A 24,569-nucleotide genomic window follows, 5' to 3' on the forward strand; every position below is an offset into this window, starting at 1 on the left:
CCCTAACGGTCGGCGAAACCGGTGACCGACTCCTCGATGACGGGAATCAACTGCTCGGCGAGTCGTTCGCCGACGGCGGCGTCGGCCTCCAACGCGAGGTAGGCGCCGTACCCATCGTCCAGATCGAGCCACGCGACCGTGCCGTAGGCGCCGGGCGCGGTGAGGCGCCCGCTCTCGCGGTCCACATACCAGCCCAGCCCGTAGCCGGTGTCGGGACCGTCGGCGTCGCCGCTGTACACACTGCCGATGCGGTCGCCGTGGGCCAGGGCGAGCGCCTCGGGTGAGAGCACCTGATCGCCGCCGCACCTCCCGTCGCGCAGATGCATGAGGAGCAGCGTCCCGTAGTCCGCCGAGGTGATGTAGGCGCCGCCTTCGATGTTCGGGTTCGTGACATCGGTGCCGGGAGACGGGCCTCCGTTCGACACGGCCGCATGAGTCGACCCGCCGAGAAAGACCTCCTCGAATGGACTCCCGAACACCAGCGAGTCGGCACCGCACGGCGCCACGTAGATCTCGTCGATCAGCTCCCTCCATGTCCGGCCGGACGCAACCTCGGCGACCGCCCCCGCGACCTGCCATTGCGCCCCGCCGTAGCGGAACTCGGTGTCGGGAGGAATCACGTCCGGGTCGTCGTCGGCCGTGGTGAAGATCGCCTCGGCGCACGACTGGAGTGCCTCGTCCAACCTGAACTGGCAGTAGTAGGGCGAGGGGATGCCGAACGCCAGCCCGATGAGTCCCGAACTGTTGGACACGAGCTGGGCCGGCGTGATGTCCGGGTTGGCCGATCCCCAGCTGACGACGTCGGCCACCGGTGCGTCCATGTCGAGCAGGCCGTCGTCGGCCAGGTGGAGGAGCACACCGGCGCTGATCATCTTCGACGACGACGCCACGAGCGACACGCGATCTCTGTCGAAGCCTCCCCAGTGTTCGTGACGGATCACGCAATCGTCACCCTGCACGACGATCAGGCCGGCGCCGCTCAGCGCGTTCTCGTCGACGAACTCCTGCACCAACGAGGTGACCGCGGCGAAGTCGTACGCGGTCGCCGGCGCCCGGACCGTGGTCTCGTCACCGCAACCGGCACGTACGACCTGGCGCCAGGTGCGAGCGACGAACGCCGCCATCTGCTCCCGCGTGACGAACGCACCCGGCTCGAACGTCGTCGGCGACGTCCCCGTGGTGATCCCCAACCCGCGAAGACACGCAATGTCAGCCACCGCGAACGACGACGCATCCACATCCGCGAAACCCTGCACCTCCGCGAACGCCTGCGTCGAACCACCACAGGTCTCGCCGACGGCCCGCCAGAGCCTGGCCAGAAACGCCGCCATCTGCTCGCGCGTGACGAACGCACCCGGCTCGAACGTCGTCGGCGACGTCCCCGTGGTGATCCCCAACCCACGAAGACACGCAATGTCAGCCACCGCGAACGACGACGCATCCACATCCGCGAAACCCTGCACCTCCGCGAACGCCTGCGTCGGCCCGGTGCCGCGGGCGGTCACGACCCGGCCGCAACCGCCGTCGGCCGCGGCCGCGCGGTCCGTCGCGGCCGCGCCGCTCACCAGCGATGCGGCCACGGTGGCCGCGAGCACGACGCCAATGACCCGACCCACCGACCCTCCTCCCGAGCGAACCTCCGGATCCTATGGAACGAGCTCGGCCGTCGCGGTATCGGATCGGACCGCCACCCGGCCCCGCGCGGGGCCGGGTGGCGGTCGTGGTAGACCGAACGCCGTGACCACCACACTCTCCGAGGCCGAGTCCCGTCGGGTCGTCGCCCGCCACGGCGTCCCGGTGTCCCCGTTCGTGACCGGCGCGACCACCGACGAGGTGTTCGCCGCCATCGAGGCCGATCCGACCATCGAGTTCCCCGTCGTCGCCAAGCTCTGCGGTCGAGCGATCGCCCACAAGACCGAGCGGGGCCTCGTGCGACTCCGGCTGACCGACCACGAGGCCCTGCGGGCGGCCTGCGACGAACTCCTCGCCGCCGCCCGAGCCGACGACGGCCCGGTCGAGCTCCTGGTGTCGAGCATGATCGCCGGCAACCGCGAACTCATCGCCGGGCTCAACGACGACCCCCAGTTCGGCCTCACCGTCATGCTGGGCGTGGGCGGCATCCTCGCCGAGGCGATCCGAGACGTCGTGTTCCGCCTCGTCCCGATCACCGAGATCGATGCAGCCGAGATGATCGACGACCTCGCCACCCAGCGGCTGCTCGGCGAGTTTCGGGCCGAACCCGCCGTCGACCGGGCTGCCCTCGTCGACGCGATCGTGGCGCTGGCCCGGGTGGGCGAACTCGAACCCGGCGTTCGTTCGGCCGACCTGAACCCGCTGATCCTCGTCGACGGCCGCCCCGTCGCCGTCGACGCGCTGCTCGAGATCGACCCGACCGACGATGCCGAGGCCGCACGATGAGCCACGACCTGTCGGCGCTGTTCGATCCCCGGGGCATCATCATCACCGGGGTCTCGAACCATCCCGGCAAGTTCGGCTTCGTCACCCTCCACAATCTGCTCGTGTCGGGTTACGAGGGCGGGATCTTCCCGGTCGGTCGCGAGCCCGGAGAGGTGCTCGGCCGGGAGGTCCACGGCTCGATCGACGACGTCCCCGCCGGCGCCGCCGACATGATCTTCATCTGCACCCCGCAGGCGATCAACGAGGAGCTCCTCCGAGCCGCCGCGGCAAAGGGCGTCACCGCGGCCTTCGTCGCCGCCGCCGGCTATCGCGAAGCCGGTCCGGACGGCGTCGAGGCCGAACGGCGCCTGGTCGCCCTCGCCGACGAACTCGGCATCGCGGTCGCCGGGCCCAACGGCCAGGGCGTCGTCTCGACGCCGTCGAAGATGTGTGCCCAGATCGTGGCGCCCTACGCGCCCGCCGGTCGCATCGCCGTCGCCAGCCAGTCGGGCAACTTCGTCTCGTCGTTCCTCAACCTCGCCCGTCACACCGGCGTCGGCATCAGTCGCGCCGTGGCCGCCGGCAACGCTGCGGTCCTGGGCATCGCCGACTACGTGGAGTGGTTCGCCGACGACCCCGAGACGAGCGTGTGCCTCGTCTACATGGAGTCGGTCGACGACGGTCGCGCCATGTTCGACCGGCTCAGGGCCGTCGCCGCTCGCAAGCCGGTCGTGGTGGTCAAGGGCGGGGCGTCCGACGACGGTGCGCGCGCCGCGGCATCACACACCGGCGCTCTGGCATCCGACGATGCGGTATTCGATGGAATGTGTCGCCAGGCCGGTCTCATCCGGGCCCGCGATGTCGAAGAGGCGTTCGAGGCCGCCGCCACCCTCGCCACCCAGCCGCTGCCCGGCGGCGACCGTGTCGTCGTCGTCACCACGGTGGGCGGCTGGGGCGTCGCCGCCGTCGACGCCATGAGCGACACCCGCCTCACCGCCACCCCCCTGCCCGACGATCTCTACGCAGCGATCGACGAGAAGCTGCCGCCCCGATGGAGCAAGAACAACCCGATCGACATGGCCGGCGGTGAGACGCGCGACACCGTGCCGGAGATCCTCGAGGTCGCGGCGGCCCATCCCGATGTCGATGCGGTGCTGTTCCTCGGTCTCGGCATCCAGTCGAACACCGCGGCCATGATGCGTGAGGGCGAGTTCTACCCGGACCACGGGCTCGAACGCATCGTCGACTTCCACGAACGCCAGGACGCGCGCTATGCCGAGGCCGCAGCCGAGATCTCCGAACGCACCGGCACCCCGGTGCTGCTCGCCACCGAACTCGCCACCGCCCGACCCGACAACGCTGGACCGGCCGCCGCCCGCGCCGCCGGGCGGTTGTGCCACTCGTCGGCCGGGCGGGCGATCCGGTCACTGGCACTGATGGGCCGTTATGCGCAATGGCGTCGAGCACGCGGCCTCTGAGACCTACGGTTCGCCCATGACGATCTTCGACGACATCCGCAACGCGTGCGCGACGGTGGCCGAGGGCGCCGAACACGTCCGGATCGATCCCGAGCGTGTGGCCGCGTTCGCGGCCGCCCTCGATCTCGACCGACCTCGCAACGACCCCGGACAGATCCGCATGGGCTCCGAGGAGACCGCCACGGCCTTCGTCCTCGCCCTCGACTCGATCAACTTCGGCAGCGGCTACTTCCCCTCGTTGCGCAAACGCCCCCGGATGTCCGGCTATCACACCATCGCCAACTCGCTACGCGACCATGTCGCCGACACCGGCGGACTCACGACGGCCCGGCTCGCGGAGTGGACGGTGGACGATGCGGCGGCGACGTTCGGCCAGGTCCTCGACGGCGGACCCGCCCACGAGCTCATGGAACTCTTCACCGAGGCCTGGCACGACCTCGCCGACTTCGTCGAGCGGGTCGGCGGCGGCTCCTTCAAGGCCACGGTCGACGCAGCCGACGGCTCCGCCGCCCGCCTGGTCGAGATGCTGGCCGAGATGCCGTTCTTCCGCGACGTCCACTCCCACCCGGCGGCGCCCGAGGTGCCGCTCTACAAACGGGCCCAGATCGTCGTGCAGGACCTCCACGTCGCGTTCGCCGGCCAGGGACCCGGCCACTTCGAGGACCGGCGGGAACTCACCATGTTCGCCGACAACCTCGTGCCCCACGTGCTGCGCGTCGAAGGCGTGCTCGAGTTCGACACGCAGCTCCTGGCCCGCATCGATGCAGTCGACGACATCGCCGTCGGTTCGCCCGAGGAGGTCGAGATACGCGCCTGTGGGCTGCACGGCGTCGAACTCCTGCGAGCCGCGCTGGCCGAGCGCGGCGACCGGATCAGCTCCGGCGATCTCGACAACGTGCTGTGGAATCTCGGCGCCGAGAAGCGCTACAAGGACATCCCGCGCCATCGGACCCGCTGCGTCTACTACTGACCGCTCTGCTCGTCGATCGATGAGCGGAATCTTGCGTCATGCCCCCTGTGCGCGCGGTCCGGCACCGCAGAGGATACGGTCTTGCCACCACCGGGCCGGAGCACTGCGCGCTTCGCCCGTTCGAACATCACCGCCACGAGCGGTCCTTTGGAGGGAACAATGCGCAAACGACTGCTATTGCTGCTCAGCATCCTGCTGTCTTTCTCGCTTCTCGCTGCCGCGTGCGGCGACGATGACGACGAGGGCACCGATGCCGAGGACACGTCCGACGAGGGCACCGATGCCGAGGACGACGGCGACACGACCGACGACGAGGGCGACATGGCCGAGGGCGACGGCACCGCCGTCAAGGCATGCCTCGTGACCGACCTCGCCGGCATCGACGACAAGAGCTTCAACGCCACCGCGTGGAAGGGCGTCACCGACGCCATCGAGAACGGCGACGCGCTGCCCGAAGGCCCCGACGGTTCGTTCTACCTCGAGTCCGACACCGAAGCCGACTGGCAGCCCAACATCGACCAGATGGTCTCGCAGGGCTGCGAGCACATCGTCACCGTGGGCTTCGCCCTCGACGGTGTCACCCAGGCCAACGCTCCTTCGAACCCCGACATCGACTGGACCATCGTCGACGTCGACTTCGTCGAGTTCGACGAAGAGGGCAACTTCGTGGGCGACATCGCCTACGACAACGTGCGTGAGCTCACATACCAGACCGACGAGGCCGCCTTCCTCGCCGGCTATGTCGCCGCTTCGGTGACGCAGTCCGGCGTCGTGGGCACCTTCGGTGGTGCGAACTTCCCGACCGTGTCGATCTTCATGGACGGCTTCTACTGGGGCGTCGAGCACTACAACGAGACCAAGGGCACCGACGTCCAGGTCCTCGGCTGGGATCCGGCCAACCCCGACACCGGTCTCTTCACCGGTGACTTCGTCGACCTCGACATCGCCCGGAACACCGCGCAGAGCCTCCTCGACGAGGGCGCCGACGTGATCATGCCCGTCGGCGGCCAGATCAACCTCGGCGCGGCCGCCGCAATGGAAGACCTCGGTATGGGTGCCAGCGGCGACACCTTCGGTGCGCTGATCGGCGTCGACACCGATGCGTTCTTCTCCGCCCCCGAGCAGGCCGACCTGTGGTTGACCTCGGTCGAGAAGGCGATGGACCTCACGGTCGCCGAGTCGATCGCGGCCTCCGCGGCCGGTGAATTCGAGAGTGGCGTCGTCCGTGGCTTCCTGAGCAACGGTGGCGTGGGCATCTCGCCGTACCACGAGTTCGAAGACATCGTCACCGACGAGACGAAGGCCGAAGTCGAACAGCTCGAACAGGACATCATCGACGGCACGTTGGTCGTCGGCGGCTGACCCTGCTCCCGTCCTCACGGACAACAGAATTCAAGGGGGCCCCTGCATCAGGCAGGGGCCCTCTGCATTTTGTAGGTTGTGGCATCCCCGGGCGACCCAGAGGCTCTTGCGTTGCGACTCGAACTACGAAACATCACGAAGCGATTCCCTGGTGTGCTCGCGAACGATGCGGTCAACCTGACCGTCGACGAGGGCGAAGTGGTGGCGCTGCTCGGCGAGAACGGGGCCGGCAAGTCGACCCTGATGAACGTGCTGTTCGGCCTGTACCACGCCGACGAGGGCGAGATCCTGATCGACGACGAGCCGCTGCGACTCGCGTCGCCCAACGACTCGATCGCGGCCGGCATCGGCATGGTGCACCAACACTTCATGCTCGTCCCGGTTTTCACCGTTGCCGAGAACGTCATCCTCGGCAACGAGACCACCGGCCCACTCGGCGTCATCAAGTCCCGCGACGCCGAAGCCTCGGTGCGGGAGATCTCCGAGCAGTACGGTCTCCAGGTCGATCCGACGGCGATCGTGGAGACCCTGCCGATCGGGATCCAGCAGCGCGTCGAGATCATCAAGGTGCTCGCTCGCGACGCTCGGTTCCTCGTCCTCGACGAACCCACGGCAGTCCTCACTCCGAACGAGGTCGAGGAGCTCTTCGAGATCGTCGACGCGCTGCGAGCCGATGGCAAGGGCATCGTTTTCATCAGTCACAAGCTGAAGGAAGTGCTCGCCATCGCCGACCGCATCGTCGTGATGCGCCAGGGTCGCACCGTCGCGGAAGCCGATCCGGCCACCACCGACGAGAACGAACTGGCGAGCCTGATGGTCGGCCGCGACGTCGACCTCGTAGTGAAGAAGGAGCCGGCCCGGCCCGGCGATCCCGTGCTGAAGGTCTCCGGCCTCACGGTCCTCGACGACCGCGGCCGCGTCGCGGTCGACTCGGTCGACTTCGAGATCCGATCCGGGGAGATCATCGGCGTCGCAGGCGTGCAGGGCAACGGGCAGACCGAGCTGGTCGAGGCGCTCACCGGTCTTCGTGACCCTCTCGCCGGCCACATCGAGCTCAGGGGCGAGGACATCACGACCGCCACCCCGCGCGAGATCTTCGAAGCCGGGGTGGCGCACGTTCCCGAGGATCGTCAGCGAAGTGGTCTGGTGCTTCCGTTCACCGTCACCGAGAACGTCGTCCTCAACCGCTACTACAAGGCGCCGTTCTCCAACGGCGTGTCGCTCGATTGGTCCAAGGCCGAGGAGGAGGCAACGCGCCTGGTCGACGAGTACGACGTGCGCACCCCGTCGATCGACACCCCGTTGTCGTCCTTGAGTGGCGGCAACCAACAAAAGGTCATCGCCGCCCGGGAGTTCGACCGCGACATCGATCTCGTCATCGCCTCGCAGCCCACTCGCGGCATCGACGTCGGATCGATCGAGTACATCCACAGCCGCATCGTCGCCGAGCGAGACGCGGGCGCTGCGGTACTCATCGTCAGCTCCGAGCTCGACGAGGTCACTGCCCTGGCCGACCGCTTGATGGTGATGTTCGAGGGCCGCATCGTGGCGACGCTCGACCCCACGAAGGTCTCCAACACCGAGATCGGGCTCTACATGACCGGCTCCGGAAACCCCGGTTCCCCAAGCCCCGAGGCAGCGACAGAGGTGGCACCGTGACCGGCAGTGACCCCGTCCACAATGATCCTGGCAACAGCGACTCCGCCAACGGCGATCCCGGCAAGAGTGAGACGTTCTTCGCCGATCTCACCGGCGTCGGCACCCGGGTGCGCACGGCGTTGCTCACGCCGACGCTGGCGCTGGTCACCGCGCTACTCATCGGTGGTGTCGTCATCGCCGTGACCGACGTCGACACACTGCGGCTCTGGGGCGACGACCCCGGCGAGGCCTTCTCCGAGACGATCGGCAACGTGACAGGTGCCTACGAGGCGCTCTTCGTCGGCGCCTTCGGCTCGGGCCAGGCGCTGTCGGAGACCTTGTTCGCGGCCACTCCCCTCATCCTCGCGGGGCTCGCAGTGGCGATGGGCTTCCAGGCCGGTCTCTTCAACATCGGAGTCGAGGGACAGATGCTCATCGGCGGGATGACCGCGCTCTACGTGGGCATCACGGTCGATCTTCCCGGACCGGTGCTCATCCCGCTCGTGCTCATGGGCGCGATCATCGGCGGCGGCGTGTGGGCCGGGTTCGCCGGCTGGCTCCGGGCCAACAGCGGGGCCCATGAGGTCATCACCACCATCATGTTGAACTTCATCGCCGGCTTCCTGGTCCAATGGCTCCTCAAGACGTCGATGTTCCAGGACCCGGGCCGGACCGACCCGATCTCGAAGCCGCTGGACCCGGCCGCGCGGCTCGGAAGGATCTTCGGTGGCGACTATCGCGTCACCATCGGCCTGCTGATCGCCCTCGCCGCCGCCGGCTTCATGGGATGGCTCATGTACCGCACCACCATCGGCTTCCAGTTCCGCACCGTCGGTGCCAACGCCGACGCCGCCAAGTACGCCGGGATGAACGTCACCGTGCTCACGGTCGGGGTCATGGCCACGTCCGGCGCCCTCGCCGGGCTGGCCGGCGCCAACCAGCTCATGGCCCTGCCGCCTCATCAGGCCCAGGTCGGCTTCTCGGGCGGTATCGGGTTCGACGCGATCGCGTTGGCTCTCGTGGGCCGTTCACGACCGGCCGGCGTCATCTGGGCCGGACTGCTCTTCGGTGCCCTCACTGCGGGTGGACGTGAGATGCAGGGAGCCGAGCGCATTCCCGTCGATCTCGTGGAGGTCATCCAGGGCCTGATCATCGTGTTCATCGCGGCGCCCGCGCTCATCAAGGCGATCTGGCGGGTGAAGGCCGACGCCGACGATCAATCCGAGCGCATCACGACCGGGTGGTCGACATGACCGGCGTGAACATGGCTCCCACTCCGGATCCGAGAGAGCTGGGCGAGATGATCCGGGCCACGCCCGAACAGCGCCGGGCCCGCATCCTGGGCCTGGTCGAGCTCGCGATGGCGATGTTCGTGCTGTTCATCTTCGCCCTCGGCGAGGGCAGCGATGCCGATGCCACCTTCAAGCTCGCGCTCCCCTCCGATCGTTTCCAGCCGCTCGACTGGACCGTCAACCCGCAGATCGTCGGCATCGCGGCCGCCACAGTGCTCGCCGTCCTGGCCGGCGTGCAGCTCACGAAGGGGTTCGGTACTCGGGCCAACATGATCCTCGGAGGCGCAATGGTGCTCTTCGTCTTCGCGTTCCTCGCCTGGGCCGCCGCCGGACAGTCGTTCAGCCTCATCGGCATGCTCACCTCCACCGTCGTGCTGTCGGTGCCCGTCACCCTCGGCGGCCTGGCCGGCCTCATGTGCGAGCGGGTCGCCGTGATCAACATCGGGATCGAGGGCCAGCTCCTCACCTCGGCGTTCGTCGGCACCATCGTCGGGTCGACCTGGGGCTCGTGGCCCGCAGTCCTCGCGGCCGCCCTCGCCGGTGCACTTCTCGGCTGGGTGCTCGCGGTCCTGTCCATCAAGTACGTGGTGGATCAGATCGTGGTCGGCGTGGCGATCAACATCTTCGCCCTCGGCCTCACGTCGTTCCTCAGCGGTCGGATCCTCAGCGAGAATCCGCAGTTCAACTCGGTCGACCGATTCCGCACCGTGGGCATCCCCTGGCTCGAGGACATCCCGGTGCTGGGCAACCTGTTCTTCAAGCAGAACCTCTTCCTCTACGGCACGATCCTGCTCGTCGTCGTGATCCACTTCGCGCTGTTCCACACGCGGTGGGGCCTGCGTTCACGAGCCGTGGGCGAGCATCCGAAGGCGGCCGACACCGTCGGCATCGACGTCCTGCGCGTCCGCTACCGCAACGTGATCCTCGGGGGTGCCATCGCCGGTTTCGGCGGCGCCGCCCTCACCCTCGGCTCGACGGGCCGGTTCGAGGAGAACATGACGGCCGGCGTCGGCTTCATCGGCCTGGCCGCCATGATCTTCGGCCGCTGGCGACCGCTGGGGGTGCTCGGCGCCGCGCTGGTGTTCGGGTTCGCGCGGGCCATGCAGCAAAAGCTCGGCATTCTCGGCACCAACATCCCGTCGGAGTTCCTGTCGATGGCGCCCTACATCGTCACGATCGTCGTGGTCGCCGGTCTGATCGGCCACGCCCGGCCGCCGGCGGCCGACGGCCAGCCCTACATCAGGGACTGACCGCCCCGATGACCGCCGGCCCCTCGGTCGACCTCACCCTCGATGCCGTCATCGTCGCGGTCACGGGCGGCGAACCGCGGGTGCTCGTCGTCGACGAGGAGCACCCACCCGGCCTCCCGGCCGGACCGCTCGACGCCGCGTCCGACAAGACGCTCGATCTCGCCATGCGCCGCCGCATCCGTGAACAGACCGGACTCGAGGTCGGCTATGCCGAGCAGCTGTACACGTTCGGCAATCGGGACCGCCGGCGCAGCGCCGGACCGGGCCGCTCCATCAGCGTGGCCTACCTCGCATTGGTCGAGGAGTCTGCGCCCACGCCCGGGGCGAAATGGCTCGGCGCCTACGACCTCCTGCCGTGGGAGGACCATCGCGCCGGCACGCCGCCGATTCTCACCGACGTGCTCCTCCCCGCGCTCGAGAACTGGGCAGAGGCATCTCCCTCCGAGGACGCACGAGAGCGAGTGGAGGTGGCGTTCGGGCCACTGTGGGACGGCATTCGTGTCATCGAGCGCTACGAGCTCCTCTATCAGGCCGGACTCGTCCAGGAACGGGCCACCGACGACGGCGGCGATGCCTCGGGTCGCGATCTGCCCCGTACGGTTCCCCTCACTCCTCCCGTCGCCGCGGGAGAAGCACTCCGGCTCGATCACCGCCGCATCGTCACCGTGGCCCTCAGTCGTCTCCGGGGGAAGCTCACCTACCGGCCGGTCGTGTTCGAGCTTCTCCCCGAGCGCTTCACCCTGCTCGAACTGCAGAGAACGGTCGAGGCGTTGGCCGGGGTCCCGCTCCACAAGCAGAACTTCCGGCGACTGATCGAACGCTCGGGTCTCGTCGAGGGCACCGGCGAACGCACCTCGGCCGGCGCCGGTCGGCCGGCCGAGCTGTTCCGCTACCGGCCCACCGTGATCCGCGAGCGTCCCCGCCCGGGCGTGGGCCAGCCCTACCGCTGAACCGGGCGACCACGCGGTGTGTGCGTTGTCACTCCCCCGTTGTCGCGCCCGTTCCGGCCTGCTATCTTTGGCGTAGTAATACTCAACATGAGCATTAATCGGAGCAGGCCCATGCCGACCACACAGGTGACCAACCAGGTGACCAACCAGGTGACCAACGCCGACCGACATCCTCTCGAAGGGATCGTCCCCGAGATCGAACGGGCCATTCTCGATCCGATCATCGCCGACATCAACCGCCTGAAGGTCGAACGCAATGCGGTCGTGATCGCCCACAACTACATGACCCCCGACATCTTCTTCGGTGTCGCCGATCTGCGAGGCGACTCGCTCCAGTTGGCTCGCATGGCGGCCGAGACCGACGCCGAGGTCATCGTGATGGCCGGCGTGCACTTCATGGCCGAGACCTCGAAGATCCTGAGCCCCGAGAAGACCGTGCTGATCCCCGACCCGCGGGCCGGATGCTCGTTGGCCGAGTCGATCACCCCCGACGACATCGCCCAGCTCCGCCTCGAACATCCCGGGGCACCTGTGTGTGTCTACGTGAACACCTCGGCCGCCGTGAAGGCGGCGGCCGACATCACCTGCACGTCGTCCAACGCGGTCGACGTGGTCAACTCGCTCGGCGCCGAGAAGGTGCTCTTCCTCCCCGACCAGTACCTCGCCGACTGGGTCGCCTCGCAGACCGACGTCGAGATCGTCACCTGGGCCGGCGCCTGCGAGGTGCACGAACGTTTCACCGGGCCCGAGCTCGCGAAGTTCCGTGTGAGCAGCCCGGGAGTGCAGATCATCGCCCATCCCGAGTGCCCGCCGGACGTGTTGGCCGAGGCCGACTTCGTCGGGTCGACGTCGGCCATGACGCAGTGGGTCACCGACCGCCAGCCCGAGCAGGTCGTGATGGTCACCGAATGCTCCATGGCCGACAATGTCGCCGAGTCCGCTCCCAACACCGAATTCCTGCGACCGTGCAACATGTGCCCGCACATGAAGCGGATCACGATCCACAACATCCGTACGGCCCTCGAGGAGATGCAGTACGAGGTCCACGTCGACCCCGACGTCGCGGCCGGCGCCCGCGCCGCCCTCGAGGCCATGCTCGCTGTCGGACCACCCCGATCATGAACGGCGTGTCAATCAACAGTGAGGTTGCGATTCGCCGCGTCGGGTGCATCGTGGTCGGATCCGGCATCGCCGGTCTCAGCGCTGCGCTGGCCCATGGCGACTGTGTCGTGATCTCCAAGACGGCCACCGGCGACGGTTCGAGCCGATGGGCCCAGGGCGGAATCGCCGCAGCCGTCGGCGACGACGACCATCCGGGCCGCCACGCAGCCGACACCCAAGAGGTGAGCGGCGGCCTCGGCCGAGCCGAGATCGCCGAACTCGTCACCATGGCTGCGCCCGACCGCATCGCGTGGCTGATCTCTCTCGGCGCCGAGTTCGACACGGCCGACGATGGCACCCTCACGCTCGGCCGCGAGGCCGGCCACGACCGGCGGCGCATCGTCCACGCCAACGGCGACGCGACCGGTGCCGAAGTCATGCGCACACTGGTCGCCGCCACCGTTGCCCGCAACGACATCGAACGTCTCGACGACACCCTGGTCCTCGACCTGTTGCGTGACGGCGAGCGCATCGTGGGCGTGCTCACCGTCGATGCCGACCGGCGTCTGGTGGCCATCGTTGCGCCCAGCGTCGTCCTGGCCACCGGCGGCATCGGCCGCCTCTACCTGCACACGACGAATCCCGGCGAGGTGACCGGCGACGGAATGGCCATGGCGGCTCGAGCCGGCGCGGCGATCGGCGACCCCGAGTTCGTGCAGTTCCATCCCACGGCCCTCCATACCGCCCTCGATCCCATGCCGCTGCTCACCGAAGCGCTGCGCGGCGAAGGCGCCATCCTCGTCGATGCCCACGGGCACCGGTACATGCGTGACGTTCACCCCGATGCAGAACTCGCCCCACGCGATGTCGTCGCCCGCGAGAACTGGCAGCAACGCCAGCGTGGCCCGATCTACCTGGATGCCCGGTCCATCGGCCCCGACTTTCCCGAGCGGTTCCCCACCGTGTGGGCCATCGCCCGACGGGCCGGACTCGACCCCCGTGTCGATCTCCTGCCGGTCTCACCGGCCGAGCACTACCACATGGGCGGTATCGCCACCGACGACGACGGCCGCAGCTCGCTGCCTGGCCTCTTCGCGTGCGGCGAAGCCGCCTCGACCGGCCTCCACGGTGCCAACCGGCTGGCCAGCAACTCGCTCCTCGAAGGCCTGGTCTTCGGCGCCCGGGTCGCCGAGCAGATGCGCCTGGACGCCACCGATTGGATCGCCCCGACCAGGGTCTCCGTGCCCGACACCGCGCTCCGGGTCGACCTCGATCACCGCGGCGACGCCGACATCGAAGCCCTGCGCCGGACCATGTGGGACGACGTCGGCGTGGTCCGCGACGCCACCGGAATGACCCGGGCCGCTCGCATCATCGCCGAGCTCGAGCCCCGGCTCGCCACCCACCCGATCGGCCGCAACCTCGTCGAGAGCGCCCGATTGCTGACCGATGCCGCCCTCGCCCGCACCGAGTCGCGCGGCAGCCATCATCGGCGGGACTTCCCCGGCGCCGATGACCGCGGCGTCCACACGACCGTCCACCCCGACCCGGCACCGTCGACGACCATCATCGTCGATCGCGAGCCGTCACGAGCAGGCGCATGACCGGCTCGTCGGAGCACAACCTGATGCCGCCGCCGGCCCACGAGGTCGAGAACGTCCTGCGACGCGCGCTCGTCGAGGACCTCGCACAGGGCGGTGATCTCACCAGTGCCGCCCTCGTACCGCCCTCGGCAACGACCCGGGGCCGCGTGGTCGCCCGGGCCGCCGGCACGATCGCCGGCCTCCACATCGGTCTCGCGGTGTTCGACCTCGTCGACGGGGACGTCTCGATCACCGCGCTTGCGAGCGACGGCGATCGTGTCGAAGCAGGCACCACGCTGGCCACGCTCGACGGCTCGAGTCGCGCCATTCTCACCGGCGAACGCACCTGCCTGAACATCCTCGGTCACCTCAGCGGCATCGCCACCAGCACCCGCTCGGTGGTGGACGCGGTGTCCGACACCCGAACCCGCATCGCCGACACCCGCAAGACCACCCCCGGGCTCCGTGCCCTCGAGAAGTACGCGGTGCGATGCGGTGGCGGCATGAACCATCGCTTCGGGCTGCACGACGCAGTGATGATCAAGGACAACCACCTCGTTGTCGCTGCGTCGCCGGCCGACGCCGTGCGCAGAGTCCGCTCGACCGTGGGCCACACCGTGTCGATCACCATCGAGGTCGATCGGCTCGACCAGATCGAGAGTGCAGTCGACGGCGGTGCCGACATCATCCTGCTCGACAACCTCCGTGGCGACGACCTCCGGCGTGCGGTCGAGCTCGTGGGTGGACGCGCCGTCACCGAGGCATCCGGCAACATCACCCTCGAGACCGCGGCGGCCGTTGCGGCATCCGGCGTGGACGTGATCTCGCTGGGATGGATCACCCACTCCGCACCGCGTCTCGACGTCGCCCTCGATCTCTGATCGGACCGGTGGCCTAGAGTCGTCGACATGGCGACCCCGACGAGAGAGCCCACCCCGAACGACGGCAGCCGTCACGCCACACCCGCCGACACGGACCAGCTGATCGACACGTTGGTCGAGGCCTTCCTCACCGACCCGTTCTGGGTCCACTTCATGCCCGACCCCGAACGAGATGGGTTCGCCTCGCCGGTCGGCCTTCGCGACGTCATGATCGCCGAGGTCGGGTCATATCTCATCCACGGCCACACGCACATGATCGACGGGCGGGCAGCCGCATTGTGGACGCCGCCGGGCATTCGCTCCGACGACGACGCGCTGGCCGAGGCGTTCGGCCGACACGTGGCCGCGGCGTTGCTCGAGGCGGCCATGCCCCACTTCATCGAGATGGAGGAGCACCGGCCGACCGAGCCGCACTTCTATCTCCACCTCGTGGGTGCCCGGGATCAGGCCCGGGGCCAGGGCCTCGGCACGGTGCTCCTCGAGCGCGTCACCTCGATCTGCGACGCCGAGGGTCACGCGGCGTACCTCGAGGCATCGACGGCCCGCAGCGCCGGGCTCTACGCCCGCCACGGCTTCGTGGAGATGGCCCAGATCGACTTTGCGCCAGGCGTCACGTTGCGCCCGATGATTCGTCACCCGGCATAGCCTGAGATATGCCCAGTACAACTACGGGAATCATCGATGTCGGACCTCCGACGCTCGACCGCATTCGTCGGGCGCCCAAGGTGGTCCTCCACGATCATCTCGACGGCGGTCTCCGGCCCGAGACGATCATCGAGATCGCCGACCAGATCGGCTACCGCGAGCTGCCGGCCACCGATGCCGACGCGCTCACCACGTGGATGCAACGCGGCGCGAACCGCAAGGACCTCACGCTGTACCTGGAGACGTTCGCCCACACCGTGGCCGTCATGCAGACCAGCGACAGCATCGAGCGAGTGGCCCGGGAGTGCGCCGAAGATCTCGCCGCCGACAACGTCGTCTACGCAGAGATCCGTTTCGCGCCGGAGCTGCACACCGCACAGGGCCTGAGCCTCGACGCGGTGATCGAGGCCGTCGTCGCCGGTTTTGCCGCAGGGTCCGCCGGTACGGAGCTGACCATCAGGACGATCTGCTCGGCGATGCGTCACCAGCAGAACTCCCTCGAGGTCGCCCAGGCCGCGATTCGTTGGCGGGATCAGGGCGTGGTCGGGTTCGACATTGCGGGTCCCGAAGACGGCTTTCCCCCCGACGACCACCTGCTGGCATTCCAGTACTGCCATCGCGAGAACTTCCACATCACGATCCACGCCGGCGAGGCCTACGGTCCGCCGTCGATCTGGAAGGCGTTGCAGTACTGCGGGGCCGAGCGCCTCGGTCACGGCATACGGATCATCGAGGACCTCACCCGGGACGACAACGGCGAGCGTCAGCTCGGCCACCTCGCCCACTACATCCGCGACCGGCGCATCCCGCTCGAGATCTGCCCCACGAGCAACGTCAACACCGGCGTGGTCGACGAGATCGCCGATCACCCCATCGCCGAGCTGATAGAACTCCGCTTCCGGGTCACCCTCAACACCGACAACCGGCTCATGTCGGGCGTCTCGATGTCATCGGAGATGGCGGCACTCGTCGAGGCGTTCGACTACGGCTGGGATCGACTCCGTTGGCTCACGGTCAACGGCATGAAGTCCAGCTTCCTCCCGTTTCGCGAGCGACTCCAGATCATCGAGCAGATCATCAAGCCTCGCTACGCGCCGCTCGAGGCATGGGCCCTCGAACCCCGGTTCTGACAGTCCATGCGGACCCCCAGCCTTCGCTTCGTCTCCGTCGCGCTCGCTGCCACCCTCGTGGCCGCCGCCTGTGCGGACAGCCCCGAGGCTGATGAACTCGTCGACGGGGTGTCCGGCGACACGCCCTCGTCCGTCACCACGACGCTCGACGACGGGGCCGGCCCGGCATCCGACGACCCCACTGGCACCCTGACTCCGCCGGCGACGCCGCCGGAACCCGACCCCACCCCACTGCCGATCGACGAGGACTATCGCATCGGCACGCTCGACAACGGGCTCACCTATCTGCTGCGAAGCAACGACACCCCCGGCGCGAGCCTCGACCTCCGCCTGGTCGTGAACGCCGGATCGCTGCAGCAGGACACCCCCGACGACGGCAGCGCCCATTTCCTCGAGCACATGTTGTTCAACGGCACCGAGGCCTTCCCCGGCAACGAGTTGACCACCCAGCTCCAGCGGTTGGGCATCAGTTTCGGCGCCGACGTCAACGCCTACACGAGCTACGACGAGACGGTCTACCTCCTCGCCGCCACGACGACCGAGCCGACGGCACCCGACATCGCCTTCGACGTCCTGGCGGAATGGGCGAGCAACGCAACGATCGATCCAGCCGACGTCGAGTCCGAGATCGGCATCGTCCGCGACGAGCTCCGCCAGGGCCGCGAGACCGTGGAGGGGTTCACATTCACCCGCTTCGAGGAGATCTACACCGAGGGCACGCCCTACGAGGGGCGCATCGTGGTCGGTGACGCGGCCCTCGTGGAGGCCACCGATGCCGCGACGCTGCGGGCCTTCTACGAGACGTGGTACCGACCCGACAACATGGCTGTCGTGGTCGTGGGCGACCTCCCGCTCGACGAGATGGAGCGCGAGGTCACCAGCCGACTCTCGGGTCTCACCAACCCGCCGACGCCGCTCGAACGCATCGACGTCGACATCCCGCTCGACCCTGAGCCCATCGCCAACATCATCGTTCATCCCGACAACGGTGCGGACAATCTCTCACTCGACATCCCGCTGCCGGTGTGGGACACCGGCACCGTCGGCGGCGAACGGATGACACTGATCGAGTCGGCCGTGGCGATCATGCTGAGCACTCGTCTGCAAGAGGCATTCCAGCGCGGGGACCTCGACCTCGACCGCGAGCCCTCCATCAGCGCGTTCTCGGTCAATCGGGGGCTGCGGTACTACGGCACCAATCTCCAGGCGCCCGAACTCGACGTCGCGCTCGATTCGTATCTGAGCCATCTCCTGCTCGCCGCCCAGACGGGCTTCAGCGACGAGGACGTCGAGCGGGTCAAGCAGCTGCTCCTCTCCGACCTCGACGACGAGCTGGCCTCGCTGAACTCCACCCAGGACTGGCAGTACGCCGGTGAACTCAGCGCCCACTTCCTCGAGGGCGCCGCGGCCGATGACGCCGAGCGACGCATCTCACGCCAGCGTGCCGTCGTCGAGTCATTCGGGAGTGAAGAGCTCACGAACCACTGGCGGTGGATCCTCGAGGAGAGTGGACCCATCGTGATCGCCGTCGGTGACGACGAGACCGATCTCCCCACCCCCGAACGACTCCTCGACGTACTCGACAGTGTCATCCCCGCCGGCGCGACCGAGGCGGCCCAAGTCATCGACCAGCTGATGCTCGCCCCCGAGAGGGCGCCCCTGCAGAGCGAGAGCAGCCGGGACACCTTCAATGGTCCGGTCGCCGAGTGGACGTTCGCCAACGGCGTCGTGGTCTCACACCAGGAGTCGAAGATCTCCGAAGGGAACGTCTTCGTCGCCATGGCGTCCACCGGCGGATGGAGCGCCCTGGCCGAGCCGGATGCGTCACTGGCCACGGCGGCGGTCGATGCGGTGCTCGGTAGCGGCGTCGGCCCCCATGACCCGGCCACCCTCGAGCGCTACCTCGAGAGCCGCTCGACCAGCCTCGTCGCGACGATCGACGAGTGGAGCGAGACGATCGGCGGATCCTCGTCATCGGCCGATGTCGAGGATCTGTTCGCGCTCATCAATCTCACGATCACGGAGCCCAGGGTCGACGAGATCTCCTTGCGGTCCGTGAGTCGTGCGGCGACGACCACGCTCGAGCTCGCGGAGACCAATCCCGACATCCGCGCCGGCGAGGTGCTGAGCAATCTCCTCTACCCCGACGACGACCGCTACCAGTTCCTCCACACGGCCGAGGAGATCGCCGAACTCGACGCCGACGAGCTGCTCGGCGTGTTCGACGATCGATTCGGGGAGGCCGACGACCTCCATGTCGCCATCGTCGGGGACATCGGCGCCGACGAGGCGTTCGAGCTCGCGGCCCGCTATCTCGGCACGCTGCCCGTCGGCGAGGCCGACACGTGGGTGGACCTCGGGGTGCGTCTTCCCACCACGGCGGTCAGCGGCGACGTCGTCCTGACTGCGGGAACCGCCGATGGGGGCCTGCAGCGGGTCGATTGGGTCATCGGTCAACCGAGCGCCCGAGACGAGGTGACCGGCGCGCTGCTCGCGACCATCGCGACCAGCCGCACGCTCGAGACCATCCGGGAAGCGCTCGGCGCCTCCTACGGCGCGTCCGTGTCGGTGACCGCCGACCGGGAAGGCCCCGGTGCCCTCACCTCGTTCGCCACCGTCAGCGGCGATCCCGCCCGACGCGACGAGATCGAGATCGCATTCCAGGAGATCCTCACCGATCTCTCCGAGACCGGGCCGACGGCCGACGAGTTCGACCGAGCCGTCGCCGTGGCCGCCACCGACTACGAGTTCGTCAACAACGGCATCTTCCTCGACGGCAACCTGGCTGCCACCCGTTTCCCTGACGTCGACGTGCTCCAATCGGACCAACGCTTCGCCATCCTCGAGTCGCTCTCGCCCGACGACATCCGGACCATGGCGGCCGCGCTCTACGGTGACGCCGCATCGGTCACCGTATCGAAGGTGCTTCCCTGAGCCGATCGGTGCCGGCACCCATCGGACGTGGCATAGTCGCTCGGTGCATGTCCATGTCGTCGATCACCCCCTCGCCGCCGTCGCCCTGACGCGTCTGCGAGACGAGACCACCACTCGGCCGGCGTTCCGGGCCGAACTGCGAACCCTGAGTCGACACCTCGTCTACGAGGCCTCACGCGACATCACCACGGCTCAGGTCGACATCGTCACCCCGATGGGCCCGACCACCGGCACGAAACTCGGGCCCGACACGATGCTGCCGCTCCTCGTCCCGGTCCTGCGGGCCGGGCTGGGAATGCTCGATGCTGCCCTCGCCGTGCTCCCCGAGGCCCGCACCGGGTTCCTCGGCCTCAAGCGCAACGAGGAGACGCTCCAGCCGGATGTCTATCTCGACACCGTACCCGCCGACCTCGCCGGACAGCCGGTGATGGTCCTCGACCCGATGCTCGCCACCGCCGGTTCGGCCATCCACGCGTGCCAGAGCCTCCGCCGCGCCAACGCGGGTGCGATCACCGTCGTCTGTGTCCTCTCGGCCCCCGAAGGTGTCGCAGCCCTGCGCACGTCGGGCACCGCCGACGCCCACGTGACCGCCTCGATCGACAGCCACCTCAACGAGATCGGCTACATCGTGCCCGGGCTCGGCGACGCCGGCGATCGCCAGTTCGGGGTCGACTGATGGCCGGGGGCGGCCGGATCGCGGTCGAGCCGCGGAGCCGCCCCGAGATGCATGCCGTGCTCGTCGCCGCGGTCGAGCGCGCCGGCGCCACGGTGGTCGATCCGGCCGTTGCCGACGCGATCATCTGGGCCGACCCGGCCGCCGTCGACGAGTTCGCCACCATCATCGAGCGCGCCCCCGATGCTCGATGGATCCAGCTCCCCTACGCCGGTATCGAGACCGTCGTCCATCTGCTCGACGACGACCACCTCTGGACCTGCGGCAAGGGTGTCTACGCCGACGATTGCGCCGAGTGGATCATGGCGGCGCTGCTCACCGCGTTCCGCGCCATGCCCACCTTCGTCCGGGCATCGTCGTGGAGCCGCCAGGAGGGCCGCAACCTGCTCGGGGCGAAACTCACCGTGCTCGGCGGCGGCGGTCTCGCCGAGAGCTTCCTGCGGCTGATCGAGCCCTGGGGGTGTGACGTCACCTGTGTCCGCCGCTCCCCTACGCCGGTCCCCGGCGCCGCTCGTACGGTCGCCACCGCCGACCGCCTCGACGCCGTCAGCAACGCCGACGCGGTCATCGTCTGTCTGGCGCTCACACCCGAGACGACCGGCATCGTCGACGAGCACCTCCTCGCCGCGATGCCCGACGATGCGTGGCTCGTCAATGTCGGACGAGGCAAGCACGTGGTCAATGACGACCTTCTCGCCGCCCTGGCGGCCGGGACCATCGCCGGCGCGGTGCTCGACGTGACCGACCCCGAGCCGTTGCCCGACGGCCACGCTCTCTGGGGCTACGACAACGTGCTCATCACGCCCCACGTGGGCAACACCGCCGAGATGGGACTACCCCGCCTCGCCGAGCGGGTCGAGGAGAACGTCGGGCGATGGCTCCGGGGCGACGAGCTCCTCGGGCCCGTCGATGTGGCTGCCGGGTACTAGCCTCGTCGGTTCATGCTCGACCACGTATTCACCGACGCCATCGGCGCACTGCGGGACGCGTTCGAGAATTCCCGGCTCGAACGTCAGGCGTTCGAGGAGCGCTTCCAGGTCGACGTCATGCTCGGCGACATGTCGTGGCAGACCAGCTACGGCCTTCCCGGTGAGGGCCGTCCACCCCGGGTGCAGGCCGATGTCAGCTGCGTGTGGCCCACCTGGTCGCAGACCGCGTACCGGAGCTGGTACGTCGACGAGGAATTCACCGAACCCCCACGGATCGAGATCGAGATCACGCTTCGGGTGCAGCGGTTGATCGAGCCACCCGAGCCACATGCCGTGCTCCAGGTGCTTCCGGTGAGCAGCGCCGCGCTCGGTCGCGAACGGCTGACCCGCAGCGGTCCCACCGTCGAGTCGGTCTACGGCGCCGACGGCGATCAGGCCGAGTTCGCGATCGAGGTGAGCTACGAGGGGGTCTACGAGCTCGACGAGTCGGCCCTGGTCGACGGATCCACGCTCGACAGCCACTTCAACGCCCTCGGCGGCTGGGTCGCGTCGACCCTCGTGCAGCTCGGCGATCTCTCGCTGGCCTTCGGACCTCCGCTCGAGAGCTAGAGGCCGCGCCGGATGGCGCCGAGATCCTCGAACACCGGATCACGGCCCTCGGCCTTCGCCGCGAATGTCTCGAGCATGTCGCCCGGCTGGAACATGCCGGTCTGCCAGGCGGCGATGTACTTCAGCGCGTCGTCGACCGCGTGGTCGCGGCTGTAGAGGATGGTCTCCTTGGTGCCGTGGACCGCCAGGGGCGACTTCGACGCGATCTCGGCTGCGATGTCGTGGACACCGTTGAGCATCGCGGCCTGATCGGCGTAGACCTGGTTGACCAGCCCGTAGTCGAGCGCCTGCGCGGCCGGCATCCGCCGACCGGTGTAGGCGAGCTCGCGCACGACGCCCTCGGGAATGAGCTTGGGAAGGCGCTGGAGCGTGCCCACGTCAGCGGTCATGCCGATGTTGATCTCCTGGATGCAGAAGAAGGCGTCGGCGGTGGCGTAGCGACAGTCGGCCGCCGTCACCATGTCGACCGCGCCTCCGATGCACCCGCCCTGGATCGCCGCGAGCACCGGCATGCGGGCTCGCTCGAGAATCGAGAACGAGTCCTGCAGGTGCAGCACGTTGTAGCGCAACGCGGCCCGTTGACGACCCCGCTCCTCGATACGCCCGGCGCCGTCCGCGAGCGCGTCGTCGGTACCGCCACCGAAGACGGCGAGGTCCATGCCCGCACTGAAGTGCTTGCCGGTCGACGAGAGGACCACCGCACGAACGCGTCCCGAGTCGGACAGTTCGCCGATGATCTCCGGGAGCTCCGACCAGAAGGCCGGAATCATCGAGTTCAGCGCGTCGGGCCTCGACAGGCGGACATGGGCCACGCCCTCGGTCTCTTCGACCTCGAAGCAGGTGTACCCCATCAGACGGCGGCGGCCGTGGCCTCGCCGCCGATGTTGCCGTCCTCGAGGTCGTAGTTCGTGAACTCCGAGCCGGTGTCCTCGAAGTGCTCGAACTCGATCACGCCGATCTCGGTGAACCGGTCACGCAACCAGCCGTCGCCGGCATCGAGCAGGCCCAGCTTGCGACAGTTCGGGACGATCTTCGAGAAGAGCATCCGCTGGAAGACCTTGGACTCCTCGGGCGCGTTGAGCAGCAGCTCCACCATCTTGCGGGTGTCGACGCCCATGTGCTCCCAGACCTCCTGCTGGAGGAAGCGATCACGCATGCGCATCGCGGCCTCGAAGGCGAACTCCTGGCGTTCGCGGATGTCGGCGGCGTCCATCTCCGCGTAGACCTCCTGCAGTGAGAGCACGCCGAACGCCACGTGGCGCGCTTCGTCGCTCATGACGTAGCGGAGCAGCTTCTTGAGCAACGGCTCGGTGGTGACATCGTGCATGAAGCCGAAGGCGGCGAGGGCGAGCCCCTCGACCATGATCTGCATGCCGAGATAGGTCATGTCCCAGCGGCTGTCGTTGATGATGTCGTCGAGCAGCAGGCCGAGATGCGGGTTGACGGGATAGCCGCCGTCGAGCTTCTCGTCGAGATAGCGGGCGAACACCTCGACGTGGCGGGCCTCGTCGACGACCTGCGTCGCGGCGTAGTACTTCGCGTCGATCCACGGCACCGTCTCGACGATCTTGGCCGTGCAGAGAAGCGCACCCTGCTCGCCGTGCATGAACTGGCTCAGCCGCCACTTGATCGACTGGAGGCCGAATTCCTCCCACTCCTTGTCGCCCCATTTGGCGACCGGGCTGTCGGGGTCCTGCTCGAAGCCGCCCATGAGCGCCCGCTCGAGGTTGAGGTCGAGCGCGGTGTAGGGATCGACCTCGGTCGACCAGTCGAGATCGGTGGACGCGTTCCACTGCGACGTCTTCGCCTTCTCGTACAACTTGTCGAGCTTGGCCCGCTCGCCCTTGTCGTAACCCCAGGTGAAGATCGCCTCGGCGTTGTCCTTCACGGCATGAATCAGCTCGTCGGGGTTGGTGTTCGCCTGGGCGATGTCCATGATCCGGTCGACGTCATTCGCGTCAGTGCTGTTTGCATCGGTGACAGCCATCTATGGCTCCTCGTTCTCGTCGGGATGGTTCTCTACGGGATGGGCTTCGGGTGGTACTGCGGAGATCGGTCGTGCGGCGATGATCAGCCGTTGGATCACGGCATTCCAGCCGTCGGCGACCGGGAGCTCGCGATCGATGGATCCGAGCATCGCGAATCCGAGGCTGATCGCGTGACACAGCGCGACGATCGCCTCGGTCGGCAGGGTCGGGTCGAGCAGGCCGTCGGTCTTGCCGTCGTCGATCAGCCGAGCGAGCTTGGTTTCCTGCTCGGCCATTCGGCGGGTGAGCATCGTCTGGAACTCGGCATCTCGTCGGGCGATGACCAGCGCTTCGGCGATGAGCGCGTCGGCCGACGGTGATCGGACGAGCAGCTCCGCACCCAGCGCCCCGAGGATGTCGGTGACGTCGCCGCCGTCGGCCGAGAGGAGACGCTCCAGCTGGTCGGTCATGACCAGATCGAGGGCGTCGAGCATCATCTCCTGCTTGCCGCTCCAGCGTGCGTAGATCGCCCCCGTGGTCACCCCGGCGGCGCGGGCGATGGCCGCGACACCCGCCTTCTCGAACCCGTTCTCGGTGAACACGTCGACCGCAGCGGCCAGCAGCCGATCCGTCAACGGATCATGGGCATCGACAGTCGACGAGACGAGTGGGGCGGTGGGCACGACCCCGATGATAACGGTTATTATCCACCTGTCAAGGGCAACGCTTCGCGTTGCTGCAGTTCGGCTGCGCCGAACTCCCCGGCAACGCACCCATCCG

Annotated in this window: 21 protein-coding genes; 17 read left to right on the forward strand and 4 right to left on the reverse strand. The window is 68.2% G+C overall.

The genetic code is table 11. From position 1 onward, the window contains the following. Positions 1 to 2: 2 nt before the first annotated feature. Entirely contained in the window at positions 3 to 1,616 is a 1,614-nt protein-coding gene (locus RIB98_07845; protein MEQ8840877.1) for a serine hydrolase, read from the reverse strand. A 121-nt stretch (positions 1,617 to 1,737) separates the two neighbouring features. Here RIB98_07845 and RIB98_07850 point away from each other — a divergent pair, with 121 nt between their 5' ends. From RIB98_07850 to RIB98_07930, 17 genes are all read left to right on the forward strand, one after another. Continuing rightward, entirely contained in the window at positions 1,738 to 2,418 is a 681-nt protein-coding gene (locus tag RIB98_07850; GenBank protein MEQ8840878.1) for an acetate--CoA ligase family protein, read from the forward strand. Continuing rightward, the gene (locus tag RIB98_07855; protein MEQ8840879.1) at positions 2,415 to 3,875 is read left to right on the forward strand and encodes a CoA-binding protein; all 1,461 of its coding nucleotides are present in this window, start codon (positions 2,415 to 2,417) and stop codon (positions 3,873 to 3,875) included. The genes RIB98_07850 and RIB98_07855 overlap by 4 nt, the downstream gene beginning before the upstream one ends. A gap of 16 nt (positions 3,876 to 3,891) precedes the next feature. Next, positions 3,892 to 4,845 (forward strand): queuosine salvage family protein, encoded by a 954-nt coding sequence (locus RIB98_07860; protein MEQ8840880.1) that lies wholly within the window; start codon positions 3,892 to 3,894, stop codon positions 4,843 to 4,845. 159 nt (positions 4,846 to 5,004) lie between these two features. After that, positions 5,005 to 6,207, forward strand: a complete 1,203-nt coding sequence (locus RIB98_07865) for a BMP family ABC transporter substrate-binding protein (GenBank protein ID MEQ8840881.1) — start codon at positions 5,005 to 5,007, stop codon at positions 6,205 to 6,207. A 153-nt stretch (positions 6,208 to 6,360) separates the two neighbouring features. Then, a complete protein-coding gene (locus tag RIB98_07870) occupies positions 6,361 to 7,866 on the forward strand; it encodes an ABC transporter ATP-binding protein (protein ID MEQ8840882.1) in 1,506 nt (501 codons plus the stop codon). Next, positions 7,863 to 9,098 (forward strand): ABC transporter permease, encoded by a 1,236-nt coding sequence (locus RIB98_07875; protein MEQ8840883.1) that lies wholly within the window; start codon positions 7,863 to 7,865, stop codon positions 9,096 to 9,098. The genes RIB98_07870 and RIB98_07875 overlap by 4 nt, the downstream gene beginning before the upstream one ends. A gap of 11 nt (positions 9,099 to 9,109) precedes the next feature. After that, the gene (locus tag RIB98_07880) at positions 9,110 to 10,387 is read left to right on the forward strand and encodes an ABC transporter permease (protein ID MEQ8840884.1); all 1,278 of its coding nucleotides are present in this window, start codon (positions 9,110 to 9,112) and stop codon (positions 10,385 to 10,387) included. 8 nt (positions 10,388 to 10,395) lie between these two features. Continuing rightward, a complete protein-coding gene (locus tag RIB98_07885; protein MEQ8840885.1) occupies positions 10,396 to 11,337 on the forward strand; it encodes an NUDIX domain-containing protein in 942 nt (313 codons plus the stop codon). Between the two features lie 111 nt (positions 11,338 to 11,448). Further along, entirely contained in the window at positions 11,449 to 12,459 is a 1,011-nt protein-coding gene (gene nadA / locus RIB98_07890; GenBank protein MEQ8840886.1) for a quinolinate synthase NadA, read from the forward strand. A 5-nt stretch (positions 12,460 to 12,464) separates the two neighbouring features. Further along, on the forward strand, positions 12,465 to 14,042 hold the full coding sequence (locus tag RIB98_07895; protein MEQ8840887.1) for an L-aspartate oxidase: 1,578 nt from the start codon (positions 12,465 to 12,467) through the stop codon (positions 14,040 to 14,042). After that, a complete protein-coding gene (gene nadC / locus RIB98_07900) occupies positions 14,039 to 14,902 on the forward strand; it encodes a carboxylating nicotinate-nucleotide diphosphorylase (GenBank protein MEQ8840888.1) in 864 nt (287 codons plus the stop codon). The genes RIB98_07895 and nadC overlap by 4 nt, the downstream gene beginning before the upstream one ends. A 27-nt stretch (positions 14,903 to 14,929) precedes the next feature. Further along, positions 14,930 to 15,547 carry a GNAT family N-acetyltransferase gene (locus RIB98_07905; protein MEQ8840889.1) on the forward strand — a complete coding sequence of 206 codons (618 nt, stop codon included), beginning with the start codon at positions 14,930 to 14,932 and terminating at the stop codon, positions 15,545 to 15,547. A gap of 8 nt (positions 15,548 to 15,555) precedes the next feature. Further along, positions 15,556 to 16,677, forward strand: a complete 1,122-nt coding sequence (locus RIB98_07910; protein MEQ8840890.1) for an adenosine deaminase — start codon at positions 15,556 to 15,558, stop codon at positions 16,675 to 16,677. Positions 16,678 to 16,683: 6 nt separating this feature from the next. Continuing rightward, entirely contained in the window at positions 16,684 to 19,611 is a 2,928-nt protein-coding gene (locus RIB98_07915) for an insulinase family protein (GenBank protein ID MEQ8840891.1), read from the forward strand. A 43-nt stretch (positions 19,612 to 19,654) separates the two neighbouring features. Next, positions 19,655 to 20,287, forward strand: coding sequence for a uracil phosphoribosyltransferase (upp, locus tag RIB98_07920; protein MEQ8840892.1), 633 nt, complete (start codon positions 19,655 to 19,657; stop codon positions 20,285 to 20,287). Next, entirely contained in the window at positions 20,287 to 21,213 is a 927-nt protein-coding gene (locus tag RIB98_07925; protein MEQ8840893.1) for an NAD(P)-dependent oxidoreductase, read from the forward strand. The genes upp and RIB98_07925 overlap by 1 nt, the downstream gene beginning before the upstream one ends. 12 nt (positions 21,214 to 21,225) lie before the next feature. Continuing rightward, positions 21,226 to 21,822, forward strand: a complete 597-nt coding sequence (locus RIB98_07930) for a hypothetical protein (protein MEQ8840894.1) — start codon at positions 21,226 to 21,228, stop codon at positions 21,820 to 21,822. Here RIB98_07930 and RIB98_07935 read toward each other — a convergent pair. From RIB98_07935 to RIB98_07945, 3 genes are read right to left on the reverse strand one after another with little or no spacing between them, the layout of a single operon-like run. Next, entirely contained in the window at positions 21,819 to 22,673 is an 855-nt protein-coding gene (locus RIB98_07935; protein MEQ8840895.1) for a crotonase/enoyl-CoA hydratase family protein, read from the reverse strand. The two genes, RIB98_07930 and RIB98_07935, sit on opposite strands and share 4 nt — an antisense overlap. After that, positions 22,673 to 23,809, reverse strand: a complete 1,137-nt coding sequence (locus RIB98_07940) for a ferritin-like domain-containing protein (protein ID MEQ8840896.1) — start codon at positions 23,807 to 23,809, stop codon at positions 22,673 to 22,675. Before RIB98_07940 ends, RIB98_07935 begins: the two co-directional genes overlap by 1 nt. Then, complete coding sequence (locus RIB98_07945; GenBank protein MEQ8840897.1) at positions 23,810 to 24,472, reverse strand: TetR/AcrR family transcriptional regulator; 663 nt, start codon at positions 24,470 to 24,472, stop codon at positions 23,810 to 23,812. Between the last annotated feature and the right edge of the window lie 97 nt (positions 24,473 to 24,569).

The organism is Acidimicrobiales bacterium, from assembly GCA_040219515.1.
GTDB lineage: Bacteria > Actinomycetota > Acidimicrobiia > Acidimicrobiales > Aldehydirespiratoraceae > JAJRXC01.

Bases quoted from the DNA above. Each gene is read 5' to 3' on its own strand.
- RIB98_07855 (MEQ8840879.1), top strand. From the start codon at position 2,415: ATGAGCCACGACCTGTCGGCGCTGTTCGATCCCCGGGGCATCATCATC.
- RIB98_07860 (MEQ8840880.1), top strand. From the start codon at position 3,892: ATGACGATCTTCGACGACATCCGCAACGCGTGCGCGACGGTGGCCGAG.
- RIB98_07865 (MEQ8840881.1), top strand. From the start codon at position 5,005: ATGCGCAAACGACTGCTATTGCTGCTCAGCATCCTGCTGTCTTTCTCG.
- RIB98_07880 (MEQ8840884.1), top strand. From the start codon at position 9,110: ATGGCTCCCACTCCGGATCCGAGAGAGCTGGGCGAGATGATCCGGGCC.
- RIB98_07885 (MEQ8840885.1), top strand. From the start codon at position 10,396: ATGACCGCCGGCCCCTCGGTCGACCTCACCCTCGATGCCGTCATCGTC.
- nadA (MEQ8840886.1), top strand. From the start codon at position 11,449: ATGCCGACCACACAGGTGACCAACCAGGTGACCAACCAGGTGACCAAC.
- nadC (MEQ8840888.1), top strand. From the start codon at position 14,039: ATGACCGGCTCGTCGGAGCACAACCTGATGCCGCCGCCGGCCCACGAG.
- RIB98_07905 (MEQ8840889.1), top strand. From the start codon at position 14,930: ATGGCGACCCCGACGAGAGAGCCCACCCCGAACGACGGCAGCCGTCAC.
- RIB98_07910 (MEQ8840890.1), top strand. From the start codon at position 15,556: ATGCCCAGTACAACTACGGGAATCATCGATGTCGGACCTCCGACGCTC.
- RIB98_07915 (MEQ8840891.1), top strand. From the start codon at position 16,684: ATGCGGACCCCCAGCCTTCGCTTCGTCTCCGTCGCGCTCGCTGCCACC.
- RIB98_07925 (MEQ8840893.1), top strand. From the start codon at position 20,287: ATGGCCGGGGGCGGCCGGATCGCGGTCGAGCCGCGGAGCCGCCCCGAG.
- RIB98_07930 (MEQ8840894.1), top strand. From the start codon at position 21,226: ATGCTCGACCACGTATTCACCGACGCCATCGGCGCACTGCGGGACGCG.
- RIB98_07935 (MEQ8840895.1), bottom strand. From the start codon at position 22,673: ATGGGGTACACCTGCTTCGAGGTCGAAGAGACCGAGGGCGTGGCCCAT.
- RIB98_07940 (MEQ8840896.1), bottom strand. From the start codon at position 23,809: ATGGCTGTCACCGATGCAAACAGCACTGACGCGAATGACGTCGACCGG.